The following is a 21,689-nucleotide window of genomic DNA, read 5'->3' as shown; positions in this document are numbered from 1 at the left end:
CCGCGGGCCGACCGGTGTCGGCGAGAGCTCGAGCCGAACCCCGCCTTATCCGCTAACATAGAATAATTAGATAGATGAATAGGCTAGTGGTGGCGAGGAGTGGCCGTGGACTTCGGGTTGACCGACGAGCAGTTTCTGTTGCGCGCGACGGCACGGCAGTTCGTCGCAGACGTGTGCCCGGCCGAGAAGGCCAAGCAGTGGGACGAGCAGGGCGTCGTACCGCCTGAGCTGTTCCGCGGGATGGCCGAGCTCGGGTGGTTCTCGCTGCCGTTCAGCGAGGCGGAGGGCGGCGACGGCGGCGGACCGCTCGAGCTGATCCTCGTCGCCGAGGAGCTGGGGCGGGCCAGCTTCGACGTCGCCATGTGCTACATCGGGGTGCTCATCCCCGGGCTCACGGTGTTCCGCTGGGGCAACGAGGCGCAGCGCGACTTCATCCGGGACCAGGTGATGACGGGGCGCCACCGGCTCGCCGTCGGCCTCAGTGAGCCGGACAGCGGGTCCGACGCCGCGGCGCTGCGGACCACCGCCGAGGACCACGGGGATCACTTCCGCGTCAGCGGCCAGAAGGCATGGTGCACGGGCGGCGGACTGCCCGACACGACCATCGCCACCTATGTGCGAACGGGGCCGCGCGAGCCCAAGCACAGCGGCATCAGCCTGCTGCTCGTCGATCCGTCGACGGAGGGCGTCGAGGTGCGCCGGACACCGACCCTGGCCCGGCACATCCTGGGCACCAACGAGGTCTTCTTCAACGGTGCCCTGGTGCCGAAGGAGAACCTCGTCGGCCCGCGCGACGAGGGCTGGAAGGTGATGCTCTCCAACATCGAACTGGAGAAGGTGATCATCACCGGCGGCTATCTGGGTGCCGCTCAGGCCACGCTCGACGAGATGCTCGAATACTCCCGCGCGCGGCACGCGTTCGGCCGTCCGATCGGCAACTTCCAGTCGCTCGCCCATGCCATGGCCGACCTCCAGACCGAGATCGACTCCGCCCGGCTGCTCGCCTACCGTGCGGCCTGGCTGCTGGCCCAGGGCAAGCCGTGCTCGCGGGAGGGCTCAATGGCGAAGCTGAAGGGGTCGGAGACCTATGTGGCTGCCGCCCGGCTCGGGATGCAGGTCTGCGCCGGGCACGGCTTCTCCACCGAGAGCGTGATGAGCTTCCGCTATCGCGAGTCGATCGTGGCCACGATCTCCGGGGGGACCAGCCAGATCCAGCGCAACGGGATCGCCCGCAGCATGGGACTGCGGAGTTACTGACCTTCGGTGGCCTCGACCTGCCCGGCCAGCCACTTCGCGTGCCGCGCGTAGTGGCTCCGGTCGCGGGTCACCCAGATTCCGGAGGCACGGGCCAGTACGGCCCCGCCCGGCGCGAGCGTCATCTCGCCCGCGATGTACCAACGCGATCCCTCCCGCCGGTCGGCCCACACCCGCAGCTCCAGCGGCCGTTCCACCGGCACCGGCTTCACGAAGCTCACCGTCAGCTCGGCCGTCACGCTCATCACGCCGTGCAGCAGCGGAAGATGGCCGAGGCAGTCGTCCAGGACGGCTGCCGTCCAGCCGCCGTGCGCGACATCGGGCCCGCCCTCGTGGGAGCGCGGGCAGCTCAGCTCGAACCGCGCCACGCCGCCTTCGTCGAGCCGTTCGCGCTCCACTCCCAGCCGGCACGCCCCGAGGGCGCGGCACCCACCGCAGAGGGTCACGCCCCCGGCGGTTCGGGGTGGCTCCGGCAGGCCCGTCCCCGCCCAGTGCCCGTTAGGTGCCGTCACTCCGCTCTCGCCGGTTCCCGTCGTCGGCATGATGTGCTCCTCGGTGTCTGTCAGGCGTCGGCGAGCAGCGGACGCAACTTCCCCGCGATCAGCTGCACTTGGCGGGCGATCATCTCCTCGGGCATGCCGGCCAGGGAGGCCCACAGGAACACGCCCTCGACGGGCAGCCCGGCGGTGTACTCCCTGATGGCGTGCGCGACGGTTTGCGGTGTGCCGTAGAGGAACTGGCCGACGCCGGTCGCCTCCAGACCGCGCTCCCGCCACTTCTCGGGGTCGATCGGGCGGGGCGCGGGCTGGTCCGTGCCCTCCACCATGTACCGGCGGTAGCTGTCCCACTGGTAGGCGAGGTGTTTGCGGACCACCGGCCAGTCGCCGTCGGGATCCTCGGTGACGAACGTGGTGAACGAGCCCTGCATCCGGCCCGCCGACACGTCGTGCCCGCTCTCCGTGAGCCCCTCCCGGTACGGCGTCAGCAGCGCCGGGTTGAGCGACAGCAGCCCGGTGCCGAGCCGGCCGGCCCGCCGGGCGCCCTGCGGGCCCTGGTAGCCGAGCCAGATCGGCAGCGGATCCTGGACCGGGCCCGGAGTGACCACGGATTCGGCCCACAGGCCGCGGATCTCCCGTACCCGCTGGTCGGTCGTGGTGTAGCGCTTGGTGAGGTCGGCTCCGTAGAGCCGGTACTCGGGCACCCGGTAGCCGGTGCCGAGTCCGAGGTCCAGACGGCCGTCGCTGATGATGTCCACGATCGCGGCCTGTTCGGCGAGCTCGGGAGCCGCGTGCAGGGGCGCGGGGACGACGGCGGTGCCCAGGCGCACCCGGCGGGTGCGGGCCGCGACCGCGGCCGCCATGGTCAGCGGCTGGGGGAGATAGCCGTCCTCGAAGCCGTGGTGCTCGGAGAACCAGACCGAGTCGAGGCCCAGCCGGTCCGCCTCCTCGCACATCTCCAGGGCGAACCCGTAGACCCGGGACCAACTCTGCCGCCAGGGCGGGGGATTGCGCAGGTCGAAGTAGATGCCGACTCTCATGAGCGGCCACCTCCCGTGGTGTCGTCGGCCAGTCGGACCGTCGCGTGGGCGACGGCCACCCCGTTCCCGGGCGGCAGCAGCCGTACCGGGCGTAGTTCCAGCGCCTCGATCTCGGGGAGGTCCTCGACCATCGCCGAGATCCGCAGCACGGTCTCCTCGAGCGCCGTGAGATCCACTCCCGGGCCGCCCGCCCGGCCGTCCAGCAGCGGAGCGGCCCGCAGCGAGCGGACCATCTCCCGGGCGTCGCGGTCGCTGAGCGGGGTGACGCGGTGCGCGACGTCCTCCATGAGGTCGGCGTAGTCCCCCGTGAGACCGAAGGCGACCACCGGGCCGAAGACCGGGTCGGCGCGCACGGAGAGGAAGGCGTCGGGGCCGGGGTGCGGTTCGGTGTCGCGTACGGCGATTCCGTACGAGTCCAGGAGTTCCGCGGCGACCGCCGCCGGGACCTCGCCCGGAGCACGGTCGGCGATCAGCGACCGGGCGCGCTCGGTGTCGACTCCCGCGAGGTCCGGGATGACGCCGGCGGGGGTGGCGCGCCAGGTCCGGTACGCCGCCGCGTGGCCGAGCGAGACGGCCGCCGCCTCGGGGAACGTGTACGTCGGCACCACCAGGTCGCCCCGGTGCAGGAGGTCCGCGACGCCCGCGCCGCCGAGAAAGCTCGCCACCACCGGTTTGTCGGGCCGGGCCGCGGCCGCGTCGAGGATCGCCGATGCCACCTCGTCGGGCTTGTCGGCCAGGGGCGGCATGAACAGGACCACGGCCGCGTCGATGTCGTCGTCGGCCAGGACCGCGTCCAGGGCCTGCCGGTAGTGCGTGGCGGTGGCCATCGGGGTGAGGTCGACCGGGTTGGCGACGTCCGCGCGGGGCGCCAGGGCCGAACGGAGCGTGCGGCGCGTCCGCTCACCGAGGGCGGGTACGCACAGACCGCTCGCCGCGCACGCCCCCGCCGTGAGGGCGGCGGGGCCGCCCGCGTTGGTGATCACCGCGACCCGGTTGCCGGGCGGGGGAGGCTGATGGGCGAGCAGCAGGGCGACGTCGAACAGCTCCTGGAGACCACGGGTGCGGATCACGCCGGACTGGGCGAACAGCGAGCCCACCGCCGAATCCGCGTGGCCCGGATGCACCGCGACGATCGGCTTGCGCGGCGAGATCCGGCGGGCGACGCGGGCGAACCGGCGCGGATTGCCGAAGGTCTCGACGTGCAGCAGGATCACCGAGGTCCCGGGGTCCTCCTCCCACCACTGGAGCAGGTCGTTGGTGGACACGTCCACGGCGTGGCCCACGGACACGAAGCCGGAGAAGCCGAGCCGCAGCCGCCGGGCGAAGTCGAGCACCGCGAGCCCCAGCGGCCCGGACTGGCTGGACATCGCCACCCGGCCGGGCGTCGGCAGGGCGGGCGAGAAGGTCGCGGCCAGCCGCGCGGCGGGTGTCGTGTTGACGACGCCCATGCAGTTCGGGCCCACCAGCCGCATCCCGGAGGCACGGGCGAAGCGGGCCAGCGCCAGCTCGGTCGCCCGCCCTTCGACTCCCGTCTCCCCGAAGCCCGTCGAGACGACGACCACCGCCTTGACGCCGGCCTCCGCACACTCGCGTACGACCTCGGGCACCGCCCCCGCCCGTACGGCCACCAGAGCCAGGTCCGGTGGCTCCGGCAGGTCACGGACGCTCGGGTGGGCCCGCACCCCGGCGATCCGCTCCGCTCGCGGGTTGACCGGGAACACGCTGCCGCCGAAGCCGCCCCGCAGCAGGTTGGCCACGATCTCGTGACCGATCGTCAGCGGATCGCGGTTGGCGCCGATCACGGCGACGGACCGTGGTTCGAGCAAGGGCCGGAGCGACCGCCGTACGGCCGTGTGCTCGCGGCGCTCGGCCCGGGCCGTGGCCTGGGCCTGCGGGTCGATGGCGATCTCGAAGTGGATGATCTGGCCGGGCGGACCGGCCTCGGTCCGGTAGCCGGAGCCGAGGAACACGTTGATCATCCGGGTGTTGTCGGCGAGGACGTCGGCCTCCAGCACCCGGATGCCCCGGGCCCGGGCCGCGGCGGCGATGTGCTCCAGGAGCAGCCGGCCGAACCCCTCGCTCTGGTGGTCGTCGCGGATGGTGAACGTGACCTCGGCGTGCTCCGGTTCCTCCGGGTCGCGGACATAGCGCACCAGACCGGCGATCTCGTCACCGGCCAGGGCGACGAGCGCCAGCTCGTTGAGATAGTCCACCTGCGCGCCGCGCCGGATGACGTCGTCGCGGGCCCGGACCACCGGGCCGAGCGACCGGTAGGCGAGAGTGGCCCGGGACAGGCCGCCGACGAAGGCGACCAGGCGGTCGGCGTCCTCCGGCCGGATGGGCCGGACGAAGGTCGACCGCCCGGTCCTGACGAGTCCGGGCCGTTCGAGGTCCTCGGGGTACGGGGGAGTGGCCACCGGAGATCCGCCGTCGGCGCCGCTCAGACGGCCGCCTCCTGGGGAGTCTGCGCCGGCAGGTTGAACAGCTCGTCGAACGTGCCGCGTGTGACGCGGTCGCGGATGTCGTCGGACACGCCGTCGAACAGCTCGTGGAGCGTCGACTGGGTGTGACCGTAGGTGCCCTCCAGGTGGGGGTAGTCGTCGCCCCACATCACGTTGCGGTAGCCGGTCGACTCGACGATCTCCACGGAGCTCCTGTCGTGCTGGAACGAGGCGTAGACCTGCTGCCTGATGATCTCGCTGGGCAGCCGGCTCAGCTTCGGCCTGACGAACATGCCGTGCTGGCGGTAGGCCTCGTCCATCCGGTCGCCGATGGCCGGCACCCACCCGGCGCCGCCCTCCGCGATGAGGATCCGGAGGTCCGGGTGGCGGTCCAGAGCCCCGCCCGCGACCATGTGGGACACCACGCGCATCCCCGGGTAGGTCGTCTCCATGTAGTTGACGACCGCGCCGCCGGGCCCGCGGAAGACGACGTTCTGCCCGCCCGTGCCGATGTGGAAGCCGAGCACCAGACCGGCCCGCTCCACCGCCGTCCACAGCGGCTCCCAGCGGTCGAGCGCGTACTCCTCGCCCTCCCGTGTCGAACACGGCAGGAAGATCGCCTTGAAGCCCAGTTCCGCGACCCGCTCCACCTCGGCGACCGCGTCGTCGATGTCGGCCGTCGAGACGCAGGCGGTGGTGATGACGCGCTTGTTCTTGCTGAGGATCTCCTCGTGCGCCCAGTCGTTCCAGGCCCGGACGGTCTCCCGGGCGAGCTCGCGGTCGGTGATCGAGACGAGCCAGAACCCCATCGAGGGGAAGGCCAGTTGGGACCACACGCCCTCCTGGTCGAGGTCCTTGAGACGGACCTTCAGATCCCAGGCGCCCGGCGGACGCATGGCGTCCATGAAGTCGCCGAGCTGGCGGTCGATGCGTTCGCCGTCGATGTAGAGCATCTCGTACTTCTCGCCGCGCTCGCTGCGCGGGGCACGGGCGCCCAGCCGGGCCGGCAGCCGCTCGGTCCACACGTCGGCGGGCTCCATCACATGGGAGTCGCCCGAGTTGACCCAGATCTTCGACATGACGCTCCTTCGGGTCAATGGATGTAATCAGTTAGCGATTTTAGTTGTATGGCTGGCCGAAGGGAAGGCCGGGAGGGTGGGAGATCGGCTCCGGCGCCGCTCGATCCGATCTTCACGGTGCCCTCTGCTTGGAGAATGAGTGCTAATAGTTAACTATATCCATCGTCTGGATGTGAGGCCTCGCCTTGAATCCGTCGAATTGGTTGACTGATTGCGCTGATAGCTGGAAGATCTGGGCACCGAGCCGCGAGGAGGCGTCATGGGCGGTGACAGGGACACCGGGGACAGGTACTTCGAGCCCCGGGTGGAGACCATGCCCCGCGAGGAACTGTGCGCGCGGCAGGAGGAACGGGTCCTGGAGCTGGTCGAGTACGCCTACGGCAACTCGCCCTTCTACCGCGAGCTCTGGGACGAGCACGGGACGCACCCGCGCGACATCCGGTCCCTGGAGGACTTCCGGGAGCGGGTGCCGTTCGTCACCAAGGACATGGTGCGCGCCTACCGGGCCCGCACGGGAGATCCCTTCGGCGGGCTGCTCTGCGTCCCGGTCGAGGAGCTGACCTCGGTCTCCTCCAGCTCGGGCACCACCGGCGACCCGGAGTTCTTCGCCGAGATCTGGCAGGACGCACCGCCCCTGGTGACCGCGCAGGTCCGCGACCTGTGGGAGCTCGGGCTCAGGCCGGGGGACCGGGTGCTGAGCCCGCCGGGCACCTTCCGCAACCTCATGGACCCCGGCTATCAGGCCCTCGGCGCGGTGGTCATCGAGGTGGACACCTGGCTCGGGAAGATGCACGAGGTCGTCGAGGCCCTGCGCACCTACCGCCCCGCCTATCTCCAGATGATGTATCCGCAGATGGTCGAGCTGGAGCACCTGGCCGAGAAGACGGACCTGAAGGAGGCGTTCTCCTCCCTCAAGGGCGCCTCCTGCGCCGGGCAGCCCCTCAGCCGGAAGATGCGCGAGCGGATCCGCGAGGACTGGGGCATCGACGTCTACGAGTACACCAGCGCCGCCGACACCGGCACCGCCTGGGAGTGCCGCGAGCACGACGGCTTCCACCTCTGGGAGGACACCGTCTTCGCCGAGTGCGTCGAGGTCGACGAGCACGGCTGGCGCGACGTCCCGGAGAGCGATCTGGGCGAACTGGTCGCCACCGACCTGGACAACCGGGCCGCGCCGCTGATCCGTTACCGCAGCGAGGACCTCGTCCGCCTGTCACGGGACCGCTGCGGCTGCGGCCGTACCCACGCCCGGATGTGGGTGGCCGGACGACGCGGCGACGAGACCCTGGTCCAGGGGCGGTCCGTGGTCCTGCGGGACGTCTGGCAGGCGGTGGAGGACCAGCCGGAGACGGTGGCCGGAGTCTTCCAGATCGTCCGGGACCGCCGCGAGGTCGACGAACTGCGGCTGCGCGTCGGCTACGACCCCGCGCTCACCGCAGACGTCGACGCGCTGGCCGGCCGGCTGGGCGAGGCCGTGCACGAGCGGACCGGAGTCAAGCCGGTGCTCGACATGCGCCCCGAGGAGGACCTGTTGAAGACCATGACCAGCGTCGCCAAGTTCCCTCGGGTGGTGAAGAGCTGATGGCCCGCGCCGACACCCTGGCCCGCGCCAGGCAACTCGACCGTCCCGAACTCGCCTACCTCGTACGTTTCCCCACCGCCGACGGCATCCGGGACATGGAACTGACCTGGGCGGAACTCGCCCGCGACACCGACTGGGTCACCGCAAGGCTGCGCGACCACGGCCTCGCCACCGGGCAGCGGGCCCTGCTGACCGCGTCCGGCTTCGAGGGCTTCTGGGGCCATGCGGTGATCGGCGCCCTGCGCACGCTGAAGGTGACGTACGGCATCGCGGAGGCGATGGGCTGGGACCACCGCCGCACCGCGGTCTTCCACCGCGAACTGAACCCGCACGTGGTGATCGGCATCTCGGCCCAGACCCTGGAGGGGCTCGCCGGCACCGCCGACCTCGGCGAGATGTTCCGGTCCACGTCCGTGCTGCTGGCCCGCCCTGCCGCCGTACCGCAGCTGCGTGGAGTGGGCGTGACCGCCGCCGTGATCTCGGCCGTGGGGCCGGCTCTCGCCCTCGAATGCCCCGAGCGGTGCGGTGCGCACGTCAACGCCGCCGAATGGCGGGTCGGTGAACAGGACGGACAGCTGTCCCTGGCGGCCGGGGAGGGGCGCGCGTCGCCGCTTCCCGAGACACCGCTCGCCATCGCGGGCCGGGTCGTCACCGGTCGGTGCGGCTGCGGCAGCGACGACCCGCGGGTCCTGCTCGGCGAGGCCGGCGGGCTTTCCCCACAGAGGAGTTGAGGATGTCACAAGGAGTGGTCGACGGCCGGGTCGTGGTCGTCACCGGCGCCGGCAACGGGATCGGCCGGGCACACGCCCTGGCGTTCGCCGCGCACGGAGCGAAAGTCGTGGTCAACGACCTGGGCGGCGCGCGCGACGGAGCGGGCGCCTCGGCCGGTCCCGCCCAGCGCGTGGTCGACGAGATCGTCGCGGCCGGCGGTGCGGCGGTGGCCAACACGGACGACATCTCCGGCTGGGAGGGCGCGGGCCGGCTCGTCCGCCAGGCGGTCGACACCTACGGCCGTCTGGACGTGTTGGTGAACAACGCCGGCATCCTCCGCGACCGGATGATCGTGTCGATGACCGAGCAGGACTGGGACAGCGTCCTCGCCGTCCATCTCAAGGGCAGCTTCGCCACCCTGCACCACGCGGCCGCGTACTGGCGCGAGCGCGCCAAGTCCGGTCACGGCAACGACGCCCGGGTGATCAACACGACCTCCCCGTCCGGCATCTTCGGCAACCCCGGCCAGTCGAACTACGGCGCCGCCAAGGCGGGCATCGCCGGCCTCACGATCATCGCCGCGGCCGAACTCGCCCGCTACGGCGTGACGGTGAACGCCATCGCGCCCACCGCCCTCACCCGGCTCACCGAGGACATCGAGATGATGAAGCGGGCCGCCGAGGCCCAGGACCTCACCCCCGAGGCCATCTCCCCCCTTGTGGTGTGGCTGGGCTCCGCGGCCTCGCGCGAGGTCACCGGACGGGTCTTCGGTGTCGTCGGCAACCGGATCACCGTGCTCGAGGGCTGGGTCAACGGCCCGGGCGTGGGCGCCGACACCCGGTGGACGCCCGACGAGCTGTCCTCCGTCGTCCCGAACCTGGTGGCCAAGGCGGCTCCGAACGCCGACGCCCTGGGCAACCGGAACGGGGCGTGACATGACGACCACCCAGCCGGTCGCCGAAGGCCTGTTCACCTGGCCGCCCACCGGGTCCGCCCCCCTCCGGCTCATCGGCTCCGAATGCACGGCCTGCGGCCTGGTGAGCTTCCCGGCCTCCCCGGACTGCGTCAGGTGCGCGAGCACGGAGTCGAAGGAACGGCTCCTGTCGGACCGCGGCACGCTGTGGACGTACACGACCCAGAACTTCCGCCCGCCCTCCCCGCCGTACGACGGCCCCCGGGCCTTCGAGCCCTACTCGGTCGGGTACGTCGAGCTTCCCGAGCTGCTGGTCGAGGCCCGGCTCACCGAACCCGACCCGGAGAAGCTGCGGATCGGGCAGCACATGCTGCTGACGCTCGTGCCCTACACCGTCCGGGACGACGGCACCGAGGTCGTGACGTTCGCGTTCGCCCCCGCCGAAGATCCCGCCGAGTCCGAACAGGAGACACCGTGACCGAGGCAGTCGTCATCGGCGTGGGGCTCCACCCCTTCGGCCGTTTCCCGGGCAAGCCGGCGCTGGACATGGGCGCGGACGCGGTACGGCTGGCGCTCGCCGACGCGGGCGTCGACTGGCCGCAGGTCCAGGGTGGTTACATCGGCAGCTACGAGGTCGCGAACCCGGACGCGATCGTCGGGCGGCTCGGCCTGACGGGCATACCGCTGCGCGGCGTGTTCAACGGCTGTGCCACGGCAGGTACCGCGGTGGCGCTGGCCGCCCGCGCGATCGAGACCGGCGAGCACGACCTGACCATCGCGATCGGCCTGGACAAGCACCCGCGGGGCGCGTTCGCCGCCGATCCGTCCGTGGCCGGCATCCCCTCCTGGTACGGGCAGACCGGCCTGTTCCTCACCACCCACTTCTTCGGCATGAAGATCAACCGCTATATGCACGACCACGGCATCTCCCACGAGACGCTCGCGCGCGTGGCGTCGAAGAACTTCCGCAACGCGGCCGGGAACGAGAAGGCCTGGCGCCGCACGCCCCTCAGCCCGGAGGAGATACTCGCGTCCCCGGTCCTCAACCACCCGCTCCGGCAGTTCATGTACTGCGGCCCGAACGAGGGCGCCGCGGCCCTCGTGCTGTGCCGGGCCGACCAGGCCCACAAGTACACGGCCACCCCCGTACGGATCCGGGCCACCGCCCTGCGCAGCCGCCGGCTCGGCGCCTTCGAGGTGCAGAGCCCGTCGTTCCCGGTCGGGGAACCCGTGGCGAGCCCGACGGTGGACGCGTCACGGGAGGCCTACGAGCGGGCCGGCATCGGGCCCGAGGACGTCGATGTCGCCCAGCTCCAGGACACCGACGCCGGGTCGGAGATCATCCACATGGCCGAGAACGGCCTGTGCAAGGACGGCGAGCAGGAACGCCTCGTCGCCGAGGGCGCCACGGAGATCGGCGGACGCCTCCCGGTGAACACGGACGGCGGTCTGCTCGGCAACGGGGAACCGATCGGCGCGTCCGGGCTGCGCCAGATCCACGAGATCGTGCTCCAGCTGCGCGGTGCGGCGGGCTCGCGACAGATCCCCGGGACACCCCGCGTCGGCTACACCCACCTGTACGGCGCGCCCGGTGCGTCGGCGGTGACGATCCTCTCCACCTGAGAGCACAGGGAACCCGCTATGCGACAGGACATGCAGGACTTCGCCGCCGAGGTACGCCGCTTCCTCGACGCGCACGTGGCGAAGACCCCCGACCGCACCGCTCTCACCTGGGGCGAGGGCGACGACTCGATGGCGTACTTCAGCAGTCTCCCGCCCGAGGAGGAGCGCGAACAGGTGCGGCGGGCACGGGAGTGGCAGCGGATCCGTCACGAGAACGGCTTCGGCTGGATCACGGGACCGCAGGAGTACGGCGGCCGGGGCCTGACCCCCGTCCACGACCTGCTCTACGACGCCATCGAGTCCGAGTACGACGTCGCCGACACCGGCGTGCTCGGCGTGGTCGGACTGGGCATGATCGGACCGACGATCCTGGCCCACGCCCAATCCCCGGTCAAGGACCGCTGGCTGCCTGCGATGTACCGCGGGGACGCCATCGCCTGCCAGCTGTTCAGCGAACCCGGCGCGGGGTCCGACCTCGCGAGCGTGGCCACCCGGGCGGTCCGGGGGAGCGGGGGAGAGTGGGTGCTCAACGGGCAGAAGGTGTGGACCTCGGTCGCCCAGCACAGCCAGATCGGCCTCGCCCTCACCCGTACGAACCCGGAGGCGCCCAAGCACCGCGGGATCACCGCGTTTCTCGTCCCCATGGACGCCCCCGGCGTCGAGGTCCGCCCGCTGCGCCAGATGACCGGCGGCGCGGACTTCAACGAGGTGTTCCTCACCGACGTCCGCGTCCCCGACGACCACCGCCTCGGCGAGGTCGACGGCGGCTGGACCGTCGCCCTGACCACCCTGATGAACGAGCGGGCCACGGTCGGCAGCGAGGGCGCGGGCCCGGTGGCTGCCGCCCTGTCCCCGGACCGCCTCTCGGCACTCATGCGGGCCACCTGGACCTGGGACGACCGCGCCCTGCGCGCCCGCCTCGCCGAACTCCTCGTGGACGCCCTGGCCACCGAACACCTCAACGCACGCGCCCTGCGCAAGCTCCGCAGCGGGGTGTCGCCGGGCGCCGAGATGTCCGTCTCAAAGCTGATGTACGGTCAGAACCTCACCAGGGCGGCCCACTTCGTCACAGACGCCCTCGGACCGCGGGCGATCGCCGACACCGGTCAGTGGGGCACGTACGCCTGGACCGAGCTGCTCCTCGCCACCCCCGCACTCAGGATCCTCGGGGGCACCGAGGAGATCATGAAGAACATCCTCGCGGAACGCGTCCTCGGTCTGCCCAAGGAACCGGCGACCACCGCTGCCAAGGAGGTGCGGCCATGACCGCCGACGAAAGCGCACTGCGCGAACTTCGGTCCTCCGTACGGGAGTTCCTGGAGGACAAGTCGCCGGAGGAAGCCGTGCGCAAGCTCATGGAGAGCGAGCCGCGCTTCGATCCGGCGGTGTGGGCGCAGGCGGCCGACCAACTGAGGCTGCCGGGACTGGCCCTCCCCGAGGAGTACGGCGGCGACGGCTTCGGAATGGTCGAACTCGGCGTCGTGCTGGAGGAATCGGGCCGCGCCCTGTGGTGTGCCCCGCTCTTCGCCACCGTGGTTCTCGCCGCTCAGGCGCTGCTCGCCGCCGGCGACGCGGCGGCCTGCGCGCAGCACCTCCCCGGCATCGCGGCCGGTCGGACCACGGCTACCCTCGCCGTGGCCGAGGACAGTGGCTCCTGGGACCCCGCCATGGTCTCCGCGCGCGCCGTACCGGCCGGAAACGGCCGGTGGAAGCTGCGCGGACGCAAGAGCTTCGTCGTCGACGGCACAACGGCGGATCTGATCCTCGTCGTCGCCCGCACTGTGGCCGGCCCCTCGCTCTTCGCCGTGGACCGGATGGCCACGGGGCTGACGGCGGAACCGATGGAGACCCTGGACGCCACCCGGGCCATGGCCCGGCTGACCTTCGACGCCGTGCCCGCGACGCTCGTCGGCGCGGAGGGGGCGGGCGGGCGCATCATGGCCAGGGTGCTGGACACCGCCTCGACGGGGCTGGCCGCCGAGCAGGCGGGAGGGGCGCGCCGCTGCCTCGAGACGAGCGTGGACCACGCCCGCGTCCGTCACCAGTTCGGCCGGCCGATCGGGTCCTTCCAGGCGGTCAAGCACAAGTGCGCCGACATGCTGGTACAGGTGGAACTGGCCGAGGCGGCGTCCCGTGAGGCGGCGCGGCTGGCCGACGACGAGTCCGAGGGGTTCCCGGTCGCGTCGGCGGTGGCGCACGCCTGCTGCTCACGGGCGTACATGGTCGCGGCCATGGAGAACATCCAGGTGCACGGCGGTATCGGCTTCACCTGGGAGCACCCGGCCCACCTGTACTTCAGGCGGGCCAAGTCCTCCCAGCTGCTCTTCGGTGGTCCGGCCGTCTACCACGAGCGGCTGCTGGACCGGCTCGGCATCTGAGGCGGCGGGTGGGCCGCCTCAGCGGGTTCAGCCGCGGGCGGCCTCGCCGAGCAGTGCCTTCGCGATGATCACCTGTTGGATCTGGCTGGTCCCCTCGTAGATGCGGAACAGCCGGGCGTCGCGGTAGAAGCGCTCGACGGCGACCCCGCGCATATAGCCCGCGCCGCCGTGGATCTGTACCGCGCGGTCCGCCACCCGCCACACCATCTCGCTGGCGAAGTACTTGGCGCAGGACGGCCCGATCTTGGTGTCCGTGCCGGCGTCGAAGGCGCGGGCCGCCTCCAGGACCGTGGCACGTCCGGCGTAGTAGTCGGTCATCGAGTCGGCGATCAGGCCCTGGACGAGCTGGTAGGAGCCGATGGCCCTCCCCGACTGTCTGCGGGTGCGGGCGTACTCCACCGACTCGTCGACCAGCCGTTCGGCCATGCCGACACAGAGGGACGAGATGTGCACCCTGCCGTGCGCGATACAGCCCATCGCCGTGTGGAAGCCACGGTCCAGACCGTCCTCGCCGCCCACGAGGGCCTCGGCCGGTACGCGTACGTCGTCGAAGTACACGTCGGCGGTCCAGGCGCCGAACTGGCCCATCTTGTGGTCCTTGGGCGCCACCGTGAGGCCCGGCGTGCCGGCCGGGACCAGGAAGGTGGAGATGCCCCGGGTGCGCGGGGCGTCGGGGTCGGTCCGGGCGAAGACCATGAAGACGTCGGCGAGCGGCGCGTTGGTGATGTACCGCTTGGCGCCGTTGATCACCCAGGTGTCCCCCTCCCGGTGCGCGCGGGTGGTGAGCGTCGACGGGTCGGAACCGGCGTCCGGCTCGGTGAGCGCGAAGGACGCCAGCACCTCGCCGGAGGCGATCCGGGGCAGCCACTCCGCCTTCTGGCCCTCCGTGCCGCCGACCATCAGGACATGTCCGGCGATGCCGTTGTTGGTGCCGAACATCGACCGCAGCGACGGGGTGGTGTAGCCCAGTTCGAACATCAGCCGGGCCTCCTCGTACATCGACAGGCCCAGCCCGCCGTACTCCTCGGGCAGCGCGAAGCCGAAGAGGCCCATCTTCTTCGCCGCCTCGCGGATGTCCGTCGGCATCTCGTCCTTCTCGTCGATCTCCGCCTCCAGCGGCACGACGCGTTCCCGGACGAAGCGCCGGACCTCCGACAGCACCGCTGTGAAGTCGTCCGCGTCCATGTGGTCTCCCTTGCCCCTCACTCGTCTGTCCCGTTCGGCTTCTCGTCGGGCCGGTAGCAGGCCGCCAGCAGTGCCGCCGCGCTCACCACGCCCAGCCCGGCCGCGAACAACGCGGGCCCGGCGCCCGACCGTCGGCGTCCGAGCAGTCCGTCCACCGAGTACCGGCCGTTGCCCAGCGCGGCCAGTGCCACGGCCGCGCCTCCCACCACACCGACGTACTCCCAGCCGCCCTTGAAGACGAAGAAGCCCTTGCCGCGGTGGTCGGTGCGGGCCGCCACCGCCATCAGGCCGACGGTGGCCGCGGCGGGGAGCGGGCCCGCCAGTCCCAGGGCGATGCCCGCCCCCGCCGCCATCTCGGTGCCGGCCGCCATCCGGGCGTGCACCCCGGCGGGCCGCAGACCCAGCGCCTCGAACCAGCCGGTGGTGCCCTTCAGCCCGCCCGGCCCCGCGACCTTGTTCCAGCCGTGGGCGAAGAGCATCGGACCGAGCGTCGCGCGGAGCGCGAGCGCGGCGGCGTCCTGGCCCTTCACTGGCCCACCCCGGTGGCGCGGCCCGCAGGCGCGGCGCCGTACAACCGCGGTACGGCGTCGATGAGTTCCTCGGGGGTGAGTGCCTCGCCCGACCTGCTGGGGTAGACGCCCGAAACGGTCCAGCCCTCGAGGCGGTTGAGCCGGTTGCCCTCGATGCGCAGTACCTGGCCGGTCAGCCAGGACGCGTCGTCGGAGGCCAGGTAGACGACGACCCCGGAGGCGTTGGCGGGATCGCGCGGGTCGAAGCCGCCGACGCCGGCCTCCAGTTCGGCGCCGACCTCGAGTCCCTCCGTCATCCGGGTCGCCGCGATGGGCGAGATGGCGTTGGCGGTGACGCCGTAGCGGCGCATCTCCAGCGCGGTGAGGATCGTCAGCCCGGCGATCCCGGCCTTGGCGGCGCCGTAGTTGGACTGGCCCTGGTTGCCGAACAGGCCTGTTCCCGAGGTCGTGTTGATGATCCGGCCGGCGACCCGCTCACCCCGTTTGGAGGCCTCGCGCCAGTAGGCGCAGGCATGCCGGGTGAGCGCGAACGTGCCTTTCAGATGTACGGCGATCACCGCGTCGAACTCGGCCTCGCTCATCGAGAACAGCATGCGGTCACGCACGATCCCCGCGTTGTTCACGACGACGTCCAGCCGCCCGAACTCCGCGACGGTGTCCGCGATCATCGCCTCCGTCGCGCCCCAGTCGCCGACCGATGCGTGGTTGGCGACCGCCCGCCCGCCGAGCTTGGTGATCTCGGCGACGACGTCGTCGGCCGGGGAGTCACCGGTCCGTTCGCCGTGTACGCCCGCGCCGAGGTCGTTGACCACCACGGTCGCCCCGGCCTCGGCGAGCGCCAGGCAGTGTGCGCGGCCGAGGCCCCGGCCACCGCCGGTCACGATCGCCACTTTGTCGTCGAGGATGCCCACCCTCTACCTCCCGGGGTTGTCGAGTTCGCGGAGTACTTCGTCGGTGTGCTCGCCGAGCGTCGGCGCGCCGCCGCGCGGCTTGTCGTCGACGCCCCAGAAGGCGACGGGCGTCGCCACCGTCCGCAGCGTCGGCGCGTCACCCATGCCGGGCTGTTCGACGAACGCCCCGACCGCCTCGGCCTGCGGGTCGGCCGAGACCTCCGCCAGCGTCTGCACGGGCGCCCACCACACGCCCTCGGCGTCGAACCGCCCGGCCCACTCGGCCAGCGGCCGGGTCGCGAACTCCTCGTCGAACACGGCGATCAGTTCGCGTACGTGCCCACGCCGGGCCTTGCCCGTGGCGAACCGCTCGTCGGCCGAGAGGTCCTCTCGCCCGAGCGCCTTGACCACACCGGGCCAGTGCCGGCTGCCCTCCAGGCCGACCAGCCAGAACCACCGGTCGTCGGCGGCCCGGTAGCAGTTGTAGAGGGGGGACTCGTGCTCGGTGCGGTGACGGGTACGCCCGCGTCTGCCGAAGAAGTTGTGCAGGGCGAGGTCATTGCCGTTGGCGTACGTCCCGGAGCGCAGCAGCGAGACGTCGACCACGGCGCCCTCGCCGGTGTGTTCACGGCGCAGCAGCGCGGCCAGCACCCCGGCCACCAGATTGGACGCGGCCGTACGGTCGCCGAGGCCGGGCCGGATACCGGGTGGCGGCTCCCCGGCCGGATTGAGCATGGCGGCGATGCCGGGCCGGGCCCAGAAGGCGGAGACGTCGTAGCCCGCCCGGTCGCGCTCGGCCCCCGTCCAGCCGTAGCCCGTCAACGTGCCGACGACCAGGCGGGGATGGCGGGCACGCACCTCGTCCGGGGACAGACCCAGCCGTTCCAGAGCGCCCGGCCGGAGGTTCGTCACGAACACATCGGCACGTTCGAGCAGCCGCTCCAGTACCTCCTTGCCGTCCTCCGAGCGCAGGTCGAGGACGATTCCGCGCTTGCCGCGGTTGTCGGTCTCGAACGGCGGCGCGCTGTCGATGTCCTGGCCGACATGCCGGAGGGTGTACCGGTTGGGGTCCCCGGTCGGCGCCTCCACCTTCACCACGTCCGCGCCCCAGTCCGCGAGCATGGTGGCCGCGGCCGGTGCCGCCACCCACATGCCCAGCTCGACGACGGCAATGCCCTCCAGTGGCCGCACGGCCCACCTCCAGATCTGTCGGAACGCCTGCTACATGCCGCGGAACTCGCCCGGTCGGCGCTCCCGGAAGGCCTTGAGCCCCTCGGTCCGGTCCTCGGTGCAGAACAGCACCGAGACGGTCTCGCGCTCGTAGGCGACCGCCGCCTCCAGGTCCATGCCGAGGCCGTAGTCGATCAGCCGTTTGCCGGCGGCGAGAGCCAGCGGGGCGCCCGCGGCCAGCCGGGCTGCCAGGGCCCGCGCGGTCTCCAGCACAGCACCGGGTTCGGCCAGTTCGTTGACCAGCCCCAGTTCCCGGGCCCGTTCGGCGTCGATCGGCTCGCCGGTGAGGATCATCTGCTTGGCGACCGCGGGCGGCACCAGACGTGGCAGCCGCTGGGTGCCGCCCGCGCCCGGCAGCACCCCGAGTTTCATCTCCGGCAGGCCGAGCAGGGCGCCCCGCTCGGCGACCCGCAGGTCGCAGGCGAGCGCCAGCTCCAGGCCGCCGCCGAAGGCGAACCCGTGAACGGCCGCGACCGAGGGCTTGGGAAAGTCCTCCAGCAGCGCGTACGCCTCGGTCAGACGCCCCACGAAGGCACGGAACTGCCCCGGTGTCGTGAACGACTCGATCTCACCGAGGTCGGCACCGGCCGAGAAGGCCCGGCCCGCCCCGGTCACGACCAGGGCCCGTACGTCGTCGTTGTCGCGGATGTCGTTCAGCGCCCGGGTGAGCCGGTCCACCGTCCCGGAGCCGACGGCGTTGAGGCGTTCCGGCCGGTCGAGGGTCAACACGGCGATCCTGTCGCGGAGTTCGACACGCAGCACGGTGCTCACCTCAGACCATCGTGAGGCCGCCGCTGACCGAGAGCGTCTGCCCGGTCATGTAGGCGGCGTCGTCGGATGCGAGGAAGGCCACCACACCGGCGATCTCGGCGGGCTGGGCGACGCGGCGCAGCGGGATCGCCCGCACGGTCGCGTCGTACATCTTCTGGCTGTACTCGGCGACCTGCCCGAGCAATGCGGTGTCGGTCGGCCCGGGGCACACGCTGTTCACGGTGATGCCGTACCGGGCGACCTCGCGGGCCAGGGCCTTGCCGAAGGCGATGACCCCGCCCTTCGTCGCGGAGTAGACGACCTCGCCGGAGGAACCGACGCGGCCCGCGTCCGAGGCGATGAGGACGACCCGCCCGCCGCCGCGCTCGATCATGGAGTCGAGGACGGCCCGGGTCATCGTGATCGTGCCCCGCAGATTGACGGCGATGATCCGGTCCCAGGTTTCTTCGCCGCTGTCGACGAAGCGGCCGATGACGTCGACGGCCGCGTTGTTGACCAGCACGTCCACCGGACCCAGCTCGGCGGTCACCCGCTGTACGGCCGCGCGTACGGCCGTACTGTCGGAGATGTCCGCGCCGACCCCCGTCGTGGGCACCGCATACCGTTCCGCGAGCCGGACCGCGACCTTGTCGGCGGCCGCCGGGTCCAGGTCGCAGACGGCGACCGCAGCCCCGTGGGCGGCGAGCCGGTCGGCGATCGCCTCGCCGATGCCGCGTCCCGCTCCGGTGACGAGCGCCACCTTGTCCCGTACGCTCACGCGCCCTCCCTCGCCCAGCTCCCGATACAGCGCTATCGTATAACTACTTCAGCTAAATAAGCGAGATGCATGAGTGGAGCCGAGTATGCGTCGCACGATCTTCACCGAGGAGCACGAGCTGTTCCGCGAGACCGCCCGCACCTTCTACCTGCGCGAATGCGTCCCGTATGCCGAGCAGTGGGAGCGTGACGGCCAGGTGGACCGGGCCGCGTGGCTGGCGGCGGGCAAGGCCGGGCTCATCGGCTGGCAGTTCCCGGAGGAGTACGGCGGCCAGGGAGTCGTGGACTTCCGCTACAACGCCATCATGGCCGAGGAGATGGCGGCCACCGGCGCGGTCGGCATCGGGCTCGGGCTCCAGAACGACGTCGTCCCGCCCTATCTGATGCGCCTCACCACCCCGGAACAGAAGGCCCGTTGGCTGCCCGGCGTGATCAGCGGCGCGACGATCTGCGCGCTCGCGCTGTCCGAGCCGTCCGCCGGGTCCGACCTCAAGGGCATCCGCACCACCGCCCGCCGGGACGGCGACGAGTGGGTGATCGACGGCTCCAAGACCTTCATCACCAACGGCATCCTGGCCGACCTGGTCATCGTCGCGTGCAAGACCGACCCGGAGGCCGGCCACAAGGGCATCAGCCTGATCGTCGTCGAGCGCGGCGCCGAGGGCTTCGAGCGCGGGCGCAAGCTCGACAAGGTCGGGATGAAGGCCCAGGACACCGCCGAGCTCTTCTTCCGTGAGGTCCGTGTGCCCGCCGATAATCTGATCGGGCAGGAGGGGCGCGGTTTCTATCACATGATGGGCAACCTCCCGACGGAGCGGCTCGCCATCGCCGTCTCCTCGCTGGCCTCGGCCGAGAAGGCGTTCGGCGTCACTCTGGCCTACGCCAAGGACCGCACCGCCTTCGGGCGGCCGATCGGCGAGTTCCAGGCCAACCGGTTCGCCCTCGCCGACATGAAGGCCCGGATCGCCGCTGCCCGCGGGTACCTCGACGGCTGCATCATGGCGCTGGTCGGGGGCGAGCTGACCGCCGACGAGGCCGCCGCGGCCAAGTACTGGACCACGGAGACCTGCTGGGAGGTCATCGACCGCTGTATGCAGCTGCACGGCGGCTACGGCTACGTCAACGAGTACGAGATCGCGCGCATCTGGCGGGACAGCCGGGTGCAGCGGGTGTTCGGCGGCACCTCGGAGATCATGCAGGAGATCGTGGGCCGGTCGCTGGGGCTCCAGGCGGGAGTCATTGACTAGCTTGGATAAATAGGTTAGCTATTTAGACTCAACCTGTGTGCGGCTCCGAGGAGGCATCCGTGGTCACGGTCGATGTGCAGCTGCACCAGGACAGAGCCGAGCGCGATCTGCCACGGCCCCGGCTCGTCATCGGCGGCAAGGACGTGACGGACGCCTCCGGTGGAGTCCATGAGCACCGCAACCCGGCGACCGGTCTGGTCCAGGCCCACATCCCGCTCGCAGGCCCCACCGAGGTGGACCAGGCGGTCGGGGCGGCCCGCCGGGCCTTCGAGGTCTGGGGCACCATGCGCCCCGCCGAGCGCCGCCGCCTGCTCACCCGCTTCGCCGGACTGCTGCGCGACCACATCCCCGACTTCGCGGCCGTCTGTCCGCTGGAGAACGGCGTCTGTATCGGAGGCTGGGCCACGAGCGTCGGACCGCACGTCGCCGAGTGGACCGAGTACTACGCCGGCTGGGCCGACAAGATCGAGGGCATGGTCGGCGCGGCCTTCAGCCCGCACGAGAACGTCGAGTACACCATCCCCGAGCCGTACGGCGTGATCGGCCACATCATCACCTGGAACTCGCCCGCCCTGTCCCTGGCGATGAAGGTCCCGCCGTCGCTCGCCGCCGGGAACACCGTGGTGATCAAACCGGCGGAGTCCACGCCGTTCTCCGCACTGCTCTTCGCCGACCTGGCCCGCGAGGCGGGCCTCCCCGAAGGGGTCGTCAACGTCGTCACCGGGCTCGGCGACGCGGGATCCGCCCTGGTGACCCACCCCGGCGTGGACAAGATCTCCTTCACCGGCGGGCCCGCCACCGCCCGCCGCATCATGGCCGACGCGGCACCGAGCCTGAAGCCCGTCGTGTTCGAGCTGGGCGGCAAGTCCGCCAACCTGCTCTTCGCCGACACCGACCTGGACACCGTCGTCCCGTACTGCGCGGCCTTCGCCATGAGCAACACCGGTCAGGGGTGTGCCCTGCCGACCCGCCTGCTCGTCGAGCGCCCGGTCTACGAGGAGGTCGTCGCGCGCGTTGCCGGGGTGGTGGCCCACCTTCCGGTCGGCGACCCGCTCGACCCGGCGACGTACATCGGCCCCCTCATCGACGCGGCCGCCCGCGACCGCGTCCAGGGCGTGATCGACAAGGCGATCGACGGCGGGGCGGGGCGGCTCGTGTACGGCGGCGAACGCATCGACAGCGACGGCTACTTCGTCTCCCCGACCGTCTTCGCCGACGTGGACAACCGCAGCGACCTCGCCCAGCGGGAGATCTTCGGCCCGGTCCTGGCCATCACCCCGTTCGACACCGAGGACCAGGCGGTCGCCCTCGCCAACGACACCGAGTACGGCCTGTCCGCCTACGTCCAGTCCCGGGACGTCGCCCGCGTCCACCGCCTGGTGTCGCGGCTGAAGGCCGGGACGGTCTACGTCAATCCCGGCCCGAACCCGATCACCTCACCTGCCACGCCGTTCGGCGGGGTCGGCCTCAGCGGGTTCGGGCGGGAGGGCGGCAAGGCCGGTCTGGACGAGTTCCTCAACGTCAAGGGTGTCGGCATCAGCCGCGTCTGACTCCCGCCTTCC

20 protein-coding genes are annotated in these 21,689 nt (G+C 71.5%); 10 read left to right on the top strand and 10 right to left on the bottom strand.

The genetic code is table 11. The features are described 5' to 3' along the window. The first annotated feature begins 105 nt into the window (after window positions 1-105). A complete protein-coding gene (locus G9272_RS02715; RefSeq protein ID WP_171395010.1) occupies window positions 106-1,257 on the top strand; it encodes an acyl-CoA dehydrogenase family protein in 1,152 nt (383 codons plus the stop codon). Here the strand turns inward: G9272_RS02715 and G9272_RS02710 are convergent. The 4 genes from G9272_RS02710 to G9272_RS02695 are packed head-to-tail and all read right to left on the bottom strand — an operon-like array spanning window position 1,251 to window position 6,311. Beyond that, window positions 1,251-1,796, bottom strand: a complete 546-nt coding sequence (locus tag G9272_RS02710) for a PaaI family thioesterase (RefSeq protein ID WP_171395009.1) — start codon at window positions 1,794-1,796, stop codon at window positions 1,251-1,253. The two genes, G9272_RS02715 and G9272_RS02710, sit on opposite strands and share 7 nt — an antisense overlap. Before the next feature lie 20 nt (window positions 1,797-1,816). Beyond that, entirely contained in the window at window positions 1,817-2,791 is a 975-nt protein-coding gene (locus tag G9272_RS02705; protein WP_171395008.1) for an LLM class flavin-dependent oxidoreductase, read from the bottom strand. Then, on the bottom strand, window positions 2,788-5,208 hold the full coding sequence (locus G9272_RS02700) for a bifunctional acetate--CoA ligase family protein/GNAT family N-acetyltransferase (RefSeq protein ID WP_171395007.1): 2,421 nt from the start codon (window positions 5,206-5,208) through the stop codon (window positions 2,788-2,790). Before G9272_RS02700 ends, G9272_RS02705 begins: the two co-directional genes overlap by 4 nt. Window positions 5,209-5,231: 23 nt before the next feature. After that, window positions 5,232-6,311, bottom strand: a complete 1,080-nt coding sequence (locus G9272_RS02695; protein WP_171395006.1) for an amidohydrolase family protein — start codon at window positions 6,309-6,311, stop codon at window positions 5,232-5,234. 259 nt (window positions 6,312-6,570) lie between these two features. On the opposite strand from G9272_RS02695, the gene G9272_RS02690 reads away from it, so the two are divergent. Genes G9272_RS02690 through G9272_RS02660 form a run of 7 tightly spaced genes read left to right on the top strand, consistent with a single transcriptional unit; the run spans window position 6,571 to window position 13,518 of the window. Then, a complete protein-coding gene (locus G9272_RS02690) occupies window positions 6,571-7,893 on the top strand; it encodes a phenylacetate--CoA ligase family protein (RefSeq protein ID WP_171395005.1) in 1,323 nt (440 codons plus the stop codon). Further along, on the top strand, window positions 7,893-8,624 hold the full coding sequence (locus G9272_RS02685; RefSeq protein WP_171395004.1) for a hypothetical protein: 732 nt from the start codon (window positions 7,893-7,895) through the stop codon (window positions 8,622-8,624). The genes G9272_RS02690 and G9272_RS02685 overlap by 1 nt, the downstream gene beginning before the upstream one ends. A 2-nt stretch (window positions 8,625-8,626) precedes the next feature. Continuing rightward, the gene (locus tag G9272_RS02680; protein WP_171395003.1) at window positions 8,627-9,538 is read left to right on the top strand and encodes an SDR family oxidoreductase; all 912 of its coding nucleotides are present in this window, start codon (window positions 8,627-8,629) and stop codon (window positions 9,536-9,538) included. A 1-nt stretch (window position 9,539) separates the two neighbouring features. Then, window positions 9,540-9,995 carry a Zn-ribbon domain-containing OB-fold protein gene (locus tag G9272_RS02675; protein ID WP_171395002.1) on the top strand — a complete coding sequence of 152 codons (456 nt, stop codon included), beginning with the start codon at window positions 9,540-9,542 and terminating at the stop codon, window positions 9,993-9,995. Beyond that, the gene (locus tag G9272_RS02670; RefSeq protein ID WP_171395001.1) at window positions 9,992-11,140 is read left to right on the top strand and encodes a thiolase family protein; all 1,149 of its coding nucleotides are present in this window, start codon (window positions 9,992-9,994) and stop codon (window positions 11,138-11,140) included. Before G9272_RS02675 ends, G9272_RS02670 begins: the two co-directional genes overlap by 4 nt. 18 nt (window positions 11,141-11,158) lie before the next feature. Then, on the top strand, window positions 11,159-12,406 hold the full coding sequence (locus G9272_RS02665; RefSeq protein WP_171395000.1) for an acyl-CoA dehydrogenase family protein: 1,248 nt from the start codon (window positions 11,159-11,161) through the stop codon (window positions 12,404-12,406). Then, window positions 12,403-13,518 (top strand): acyl-CoA dehydrogenase family protein, encoded by a 1,116-nt coding sequence (locus G9272_RS02660; protein WP_171394999.1) that lies wholly within the window; start codon window positions 12,403-12,405, stop codon window positions 13,516-13,518. The genes G9272_RS02665 and G9272_RS02660 overlap by 4 nt, the downstream gene beginning before the upstream one ends. A gap of 27 nt (window positions 13,519-13,545) precedes the next feature. On the opposite strand, the gene G9272_RS02655 is transcribed toward G9272_RS02660, so the two are convergent. From G9272_RS02655 to G9272_RS02630, 6 genes are read right to left on the bottom strand one after another with little or no spacing between them, the layout of a single operon-like run. Beyond that, entirely contained in the window at window positions 13,546-14,703 is a 1,158-nt protein-coding gene (locus G9272_RS02655) for an acyl-CoA dehydrogenase family protein (protein ID WP_171394998.1), read from the bottom strand. A gap of 17 nt (window positions 14,704-14,720) precedes the next feature. Continuing rightward, the gene (locus G9272_RS02650) at window positions 14,721-15,233 is read right to left on the bottom strand and encodes a DoxX family protein (RefSeq protein ID WP_171394997.1); all 513 of its coding nucleotides are present in this window, start codon (window positions 15,231-15,233) and stop codon (window positions 14,721-14,723) included. Next, complete coding sequence (locus tag G9272_RS02645; protein ID WP_171394996.1) at window positions 15,230-16,144, bottom strand: SDR family NAD(P)-dependent oxidoreductase; 915 nt, start codon at window positions 16,142-16,144, stop codon at window positions 15,230-15,232. Before G9272_RS02645 ends, G9272_RS02650 begins: the two co-directional genes overlap by 4 nt. A gap of 3 nt (window positions 16,145-16,147) precedes the next feature. Then, window positions 16,148-17,314 (bottom strand): CaiB/BaiF CoA transferase family protein, encoded by a 1,167-nt coding sequence (locus G9272_RS02640; protein WP_171394995.1) that lies wholly within the window; start codon window positions 17,312-17,314, stop codon window positions 16,148-16,150. 30 nt (window positions 17,315-17,344) lie between these two features. Further along, on the bottom strand, window positions 17,345-18,124 hold the full coding sequence (locus G9272_RS02635; RefSeq protein WP_171394994.1) for an enoyl-CoA hydratase/isomerase family protein: 780 nt from the start codon (window positions 18,122-18,124) through the stop codon (window positions 17,345-17,347). 1 nt (window position 18,125) lies between these two features. Next, complete coding sequence (locus G9272_RS02630; RefSeq protein ID WP_171394993.1) at window positions 18,126-18,881, bottom strand: SDR family NAD(P)-dependent oxidoreductase; 756 nt, start codon at window positions 18,879-18,881, stop codon at window positions 18,126-18,128. An 85-nt stretch (window positions 18,882-18,966) separates the two neighbouring features. Here G9272_RS02630 and G9272_RS02625 point away from each other — a divergent pair, with 85 nt between their 5' ends. Together G9272_RS02625 and G9272_RS02620 are read left to right on the top strand one after the other, a co-directional pair. After that, complete coding sequence (locus tag G9272_RS02625; protein WP_171394992.1) at window positions 18,967-20,127, top strand: acyl-CoA dehydrogenase family protein; 1,161 nt, start codon at window positions 18,967-18,969, stop codon at window positions 20,125-20,127. A 59-nt stretch (window positions 20,128-20,186) separates the two neighbouring features. After that, window positions 20,187-21,677, top strand: a complete 1,491-nt coding sequence (locus G9272_RS02620; RefSeq protein ID WP_171394991.1) for an aldehyde dehydrogenase family protein — start codon at window positions 20,187-20,189, stop codon at window positions 21,675-21,677. The last annotated feature ends 12 nt before the right edge of the window (window positions 21,678-21,689 follow it).

The organism is Streptomyces asoensis, from assembly GCF_013085465.1.
Lineage (GTDB): Bacteria > Actinomycetota > Actinomycetes > Streptomycetales > Streptomycetaceae > Streptomyces > Streptomyces cacaoi_A.
This window is presented reverse-complemented; position numbering and strand designations above follow the sequence as displayed.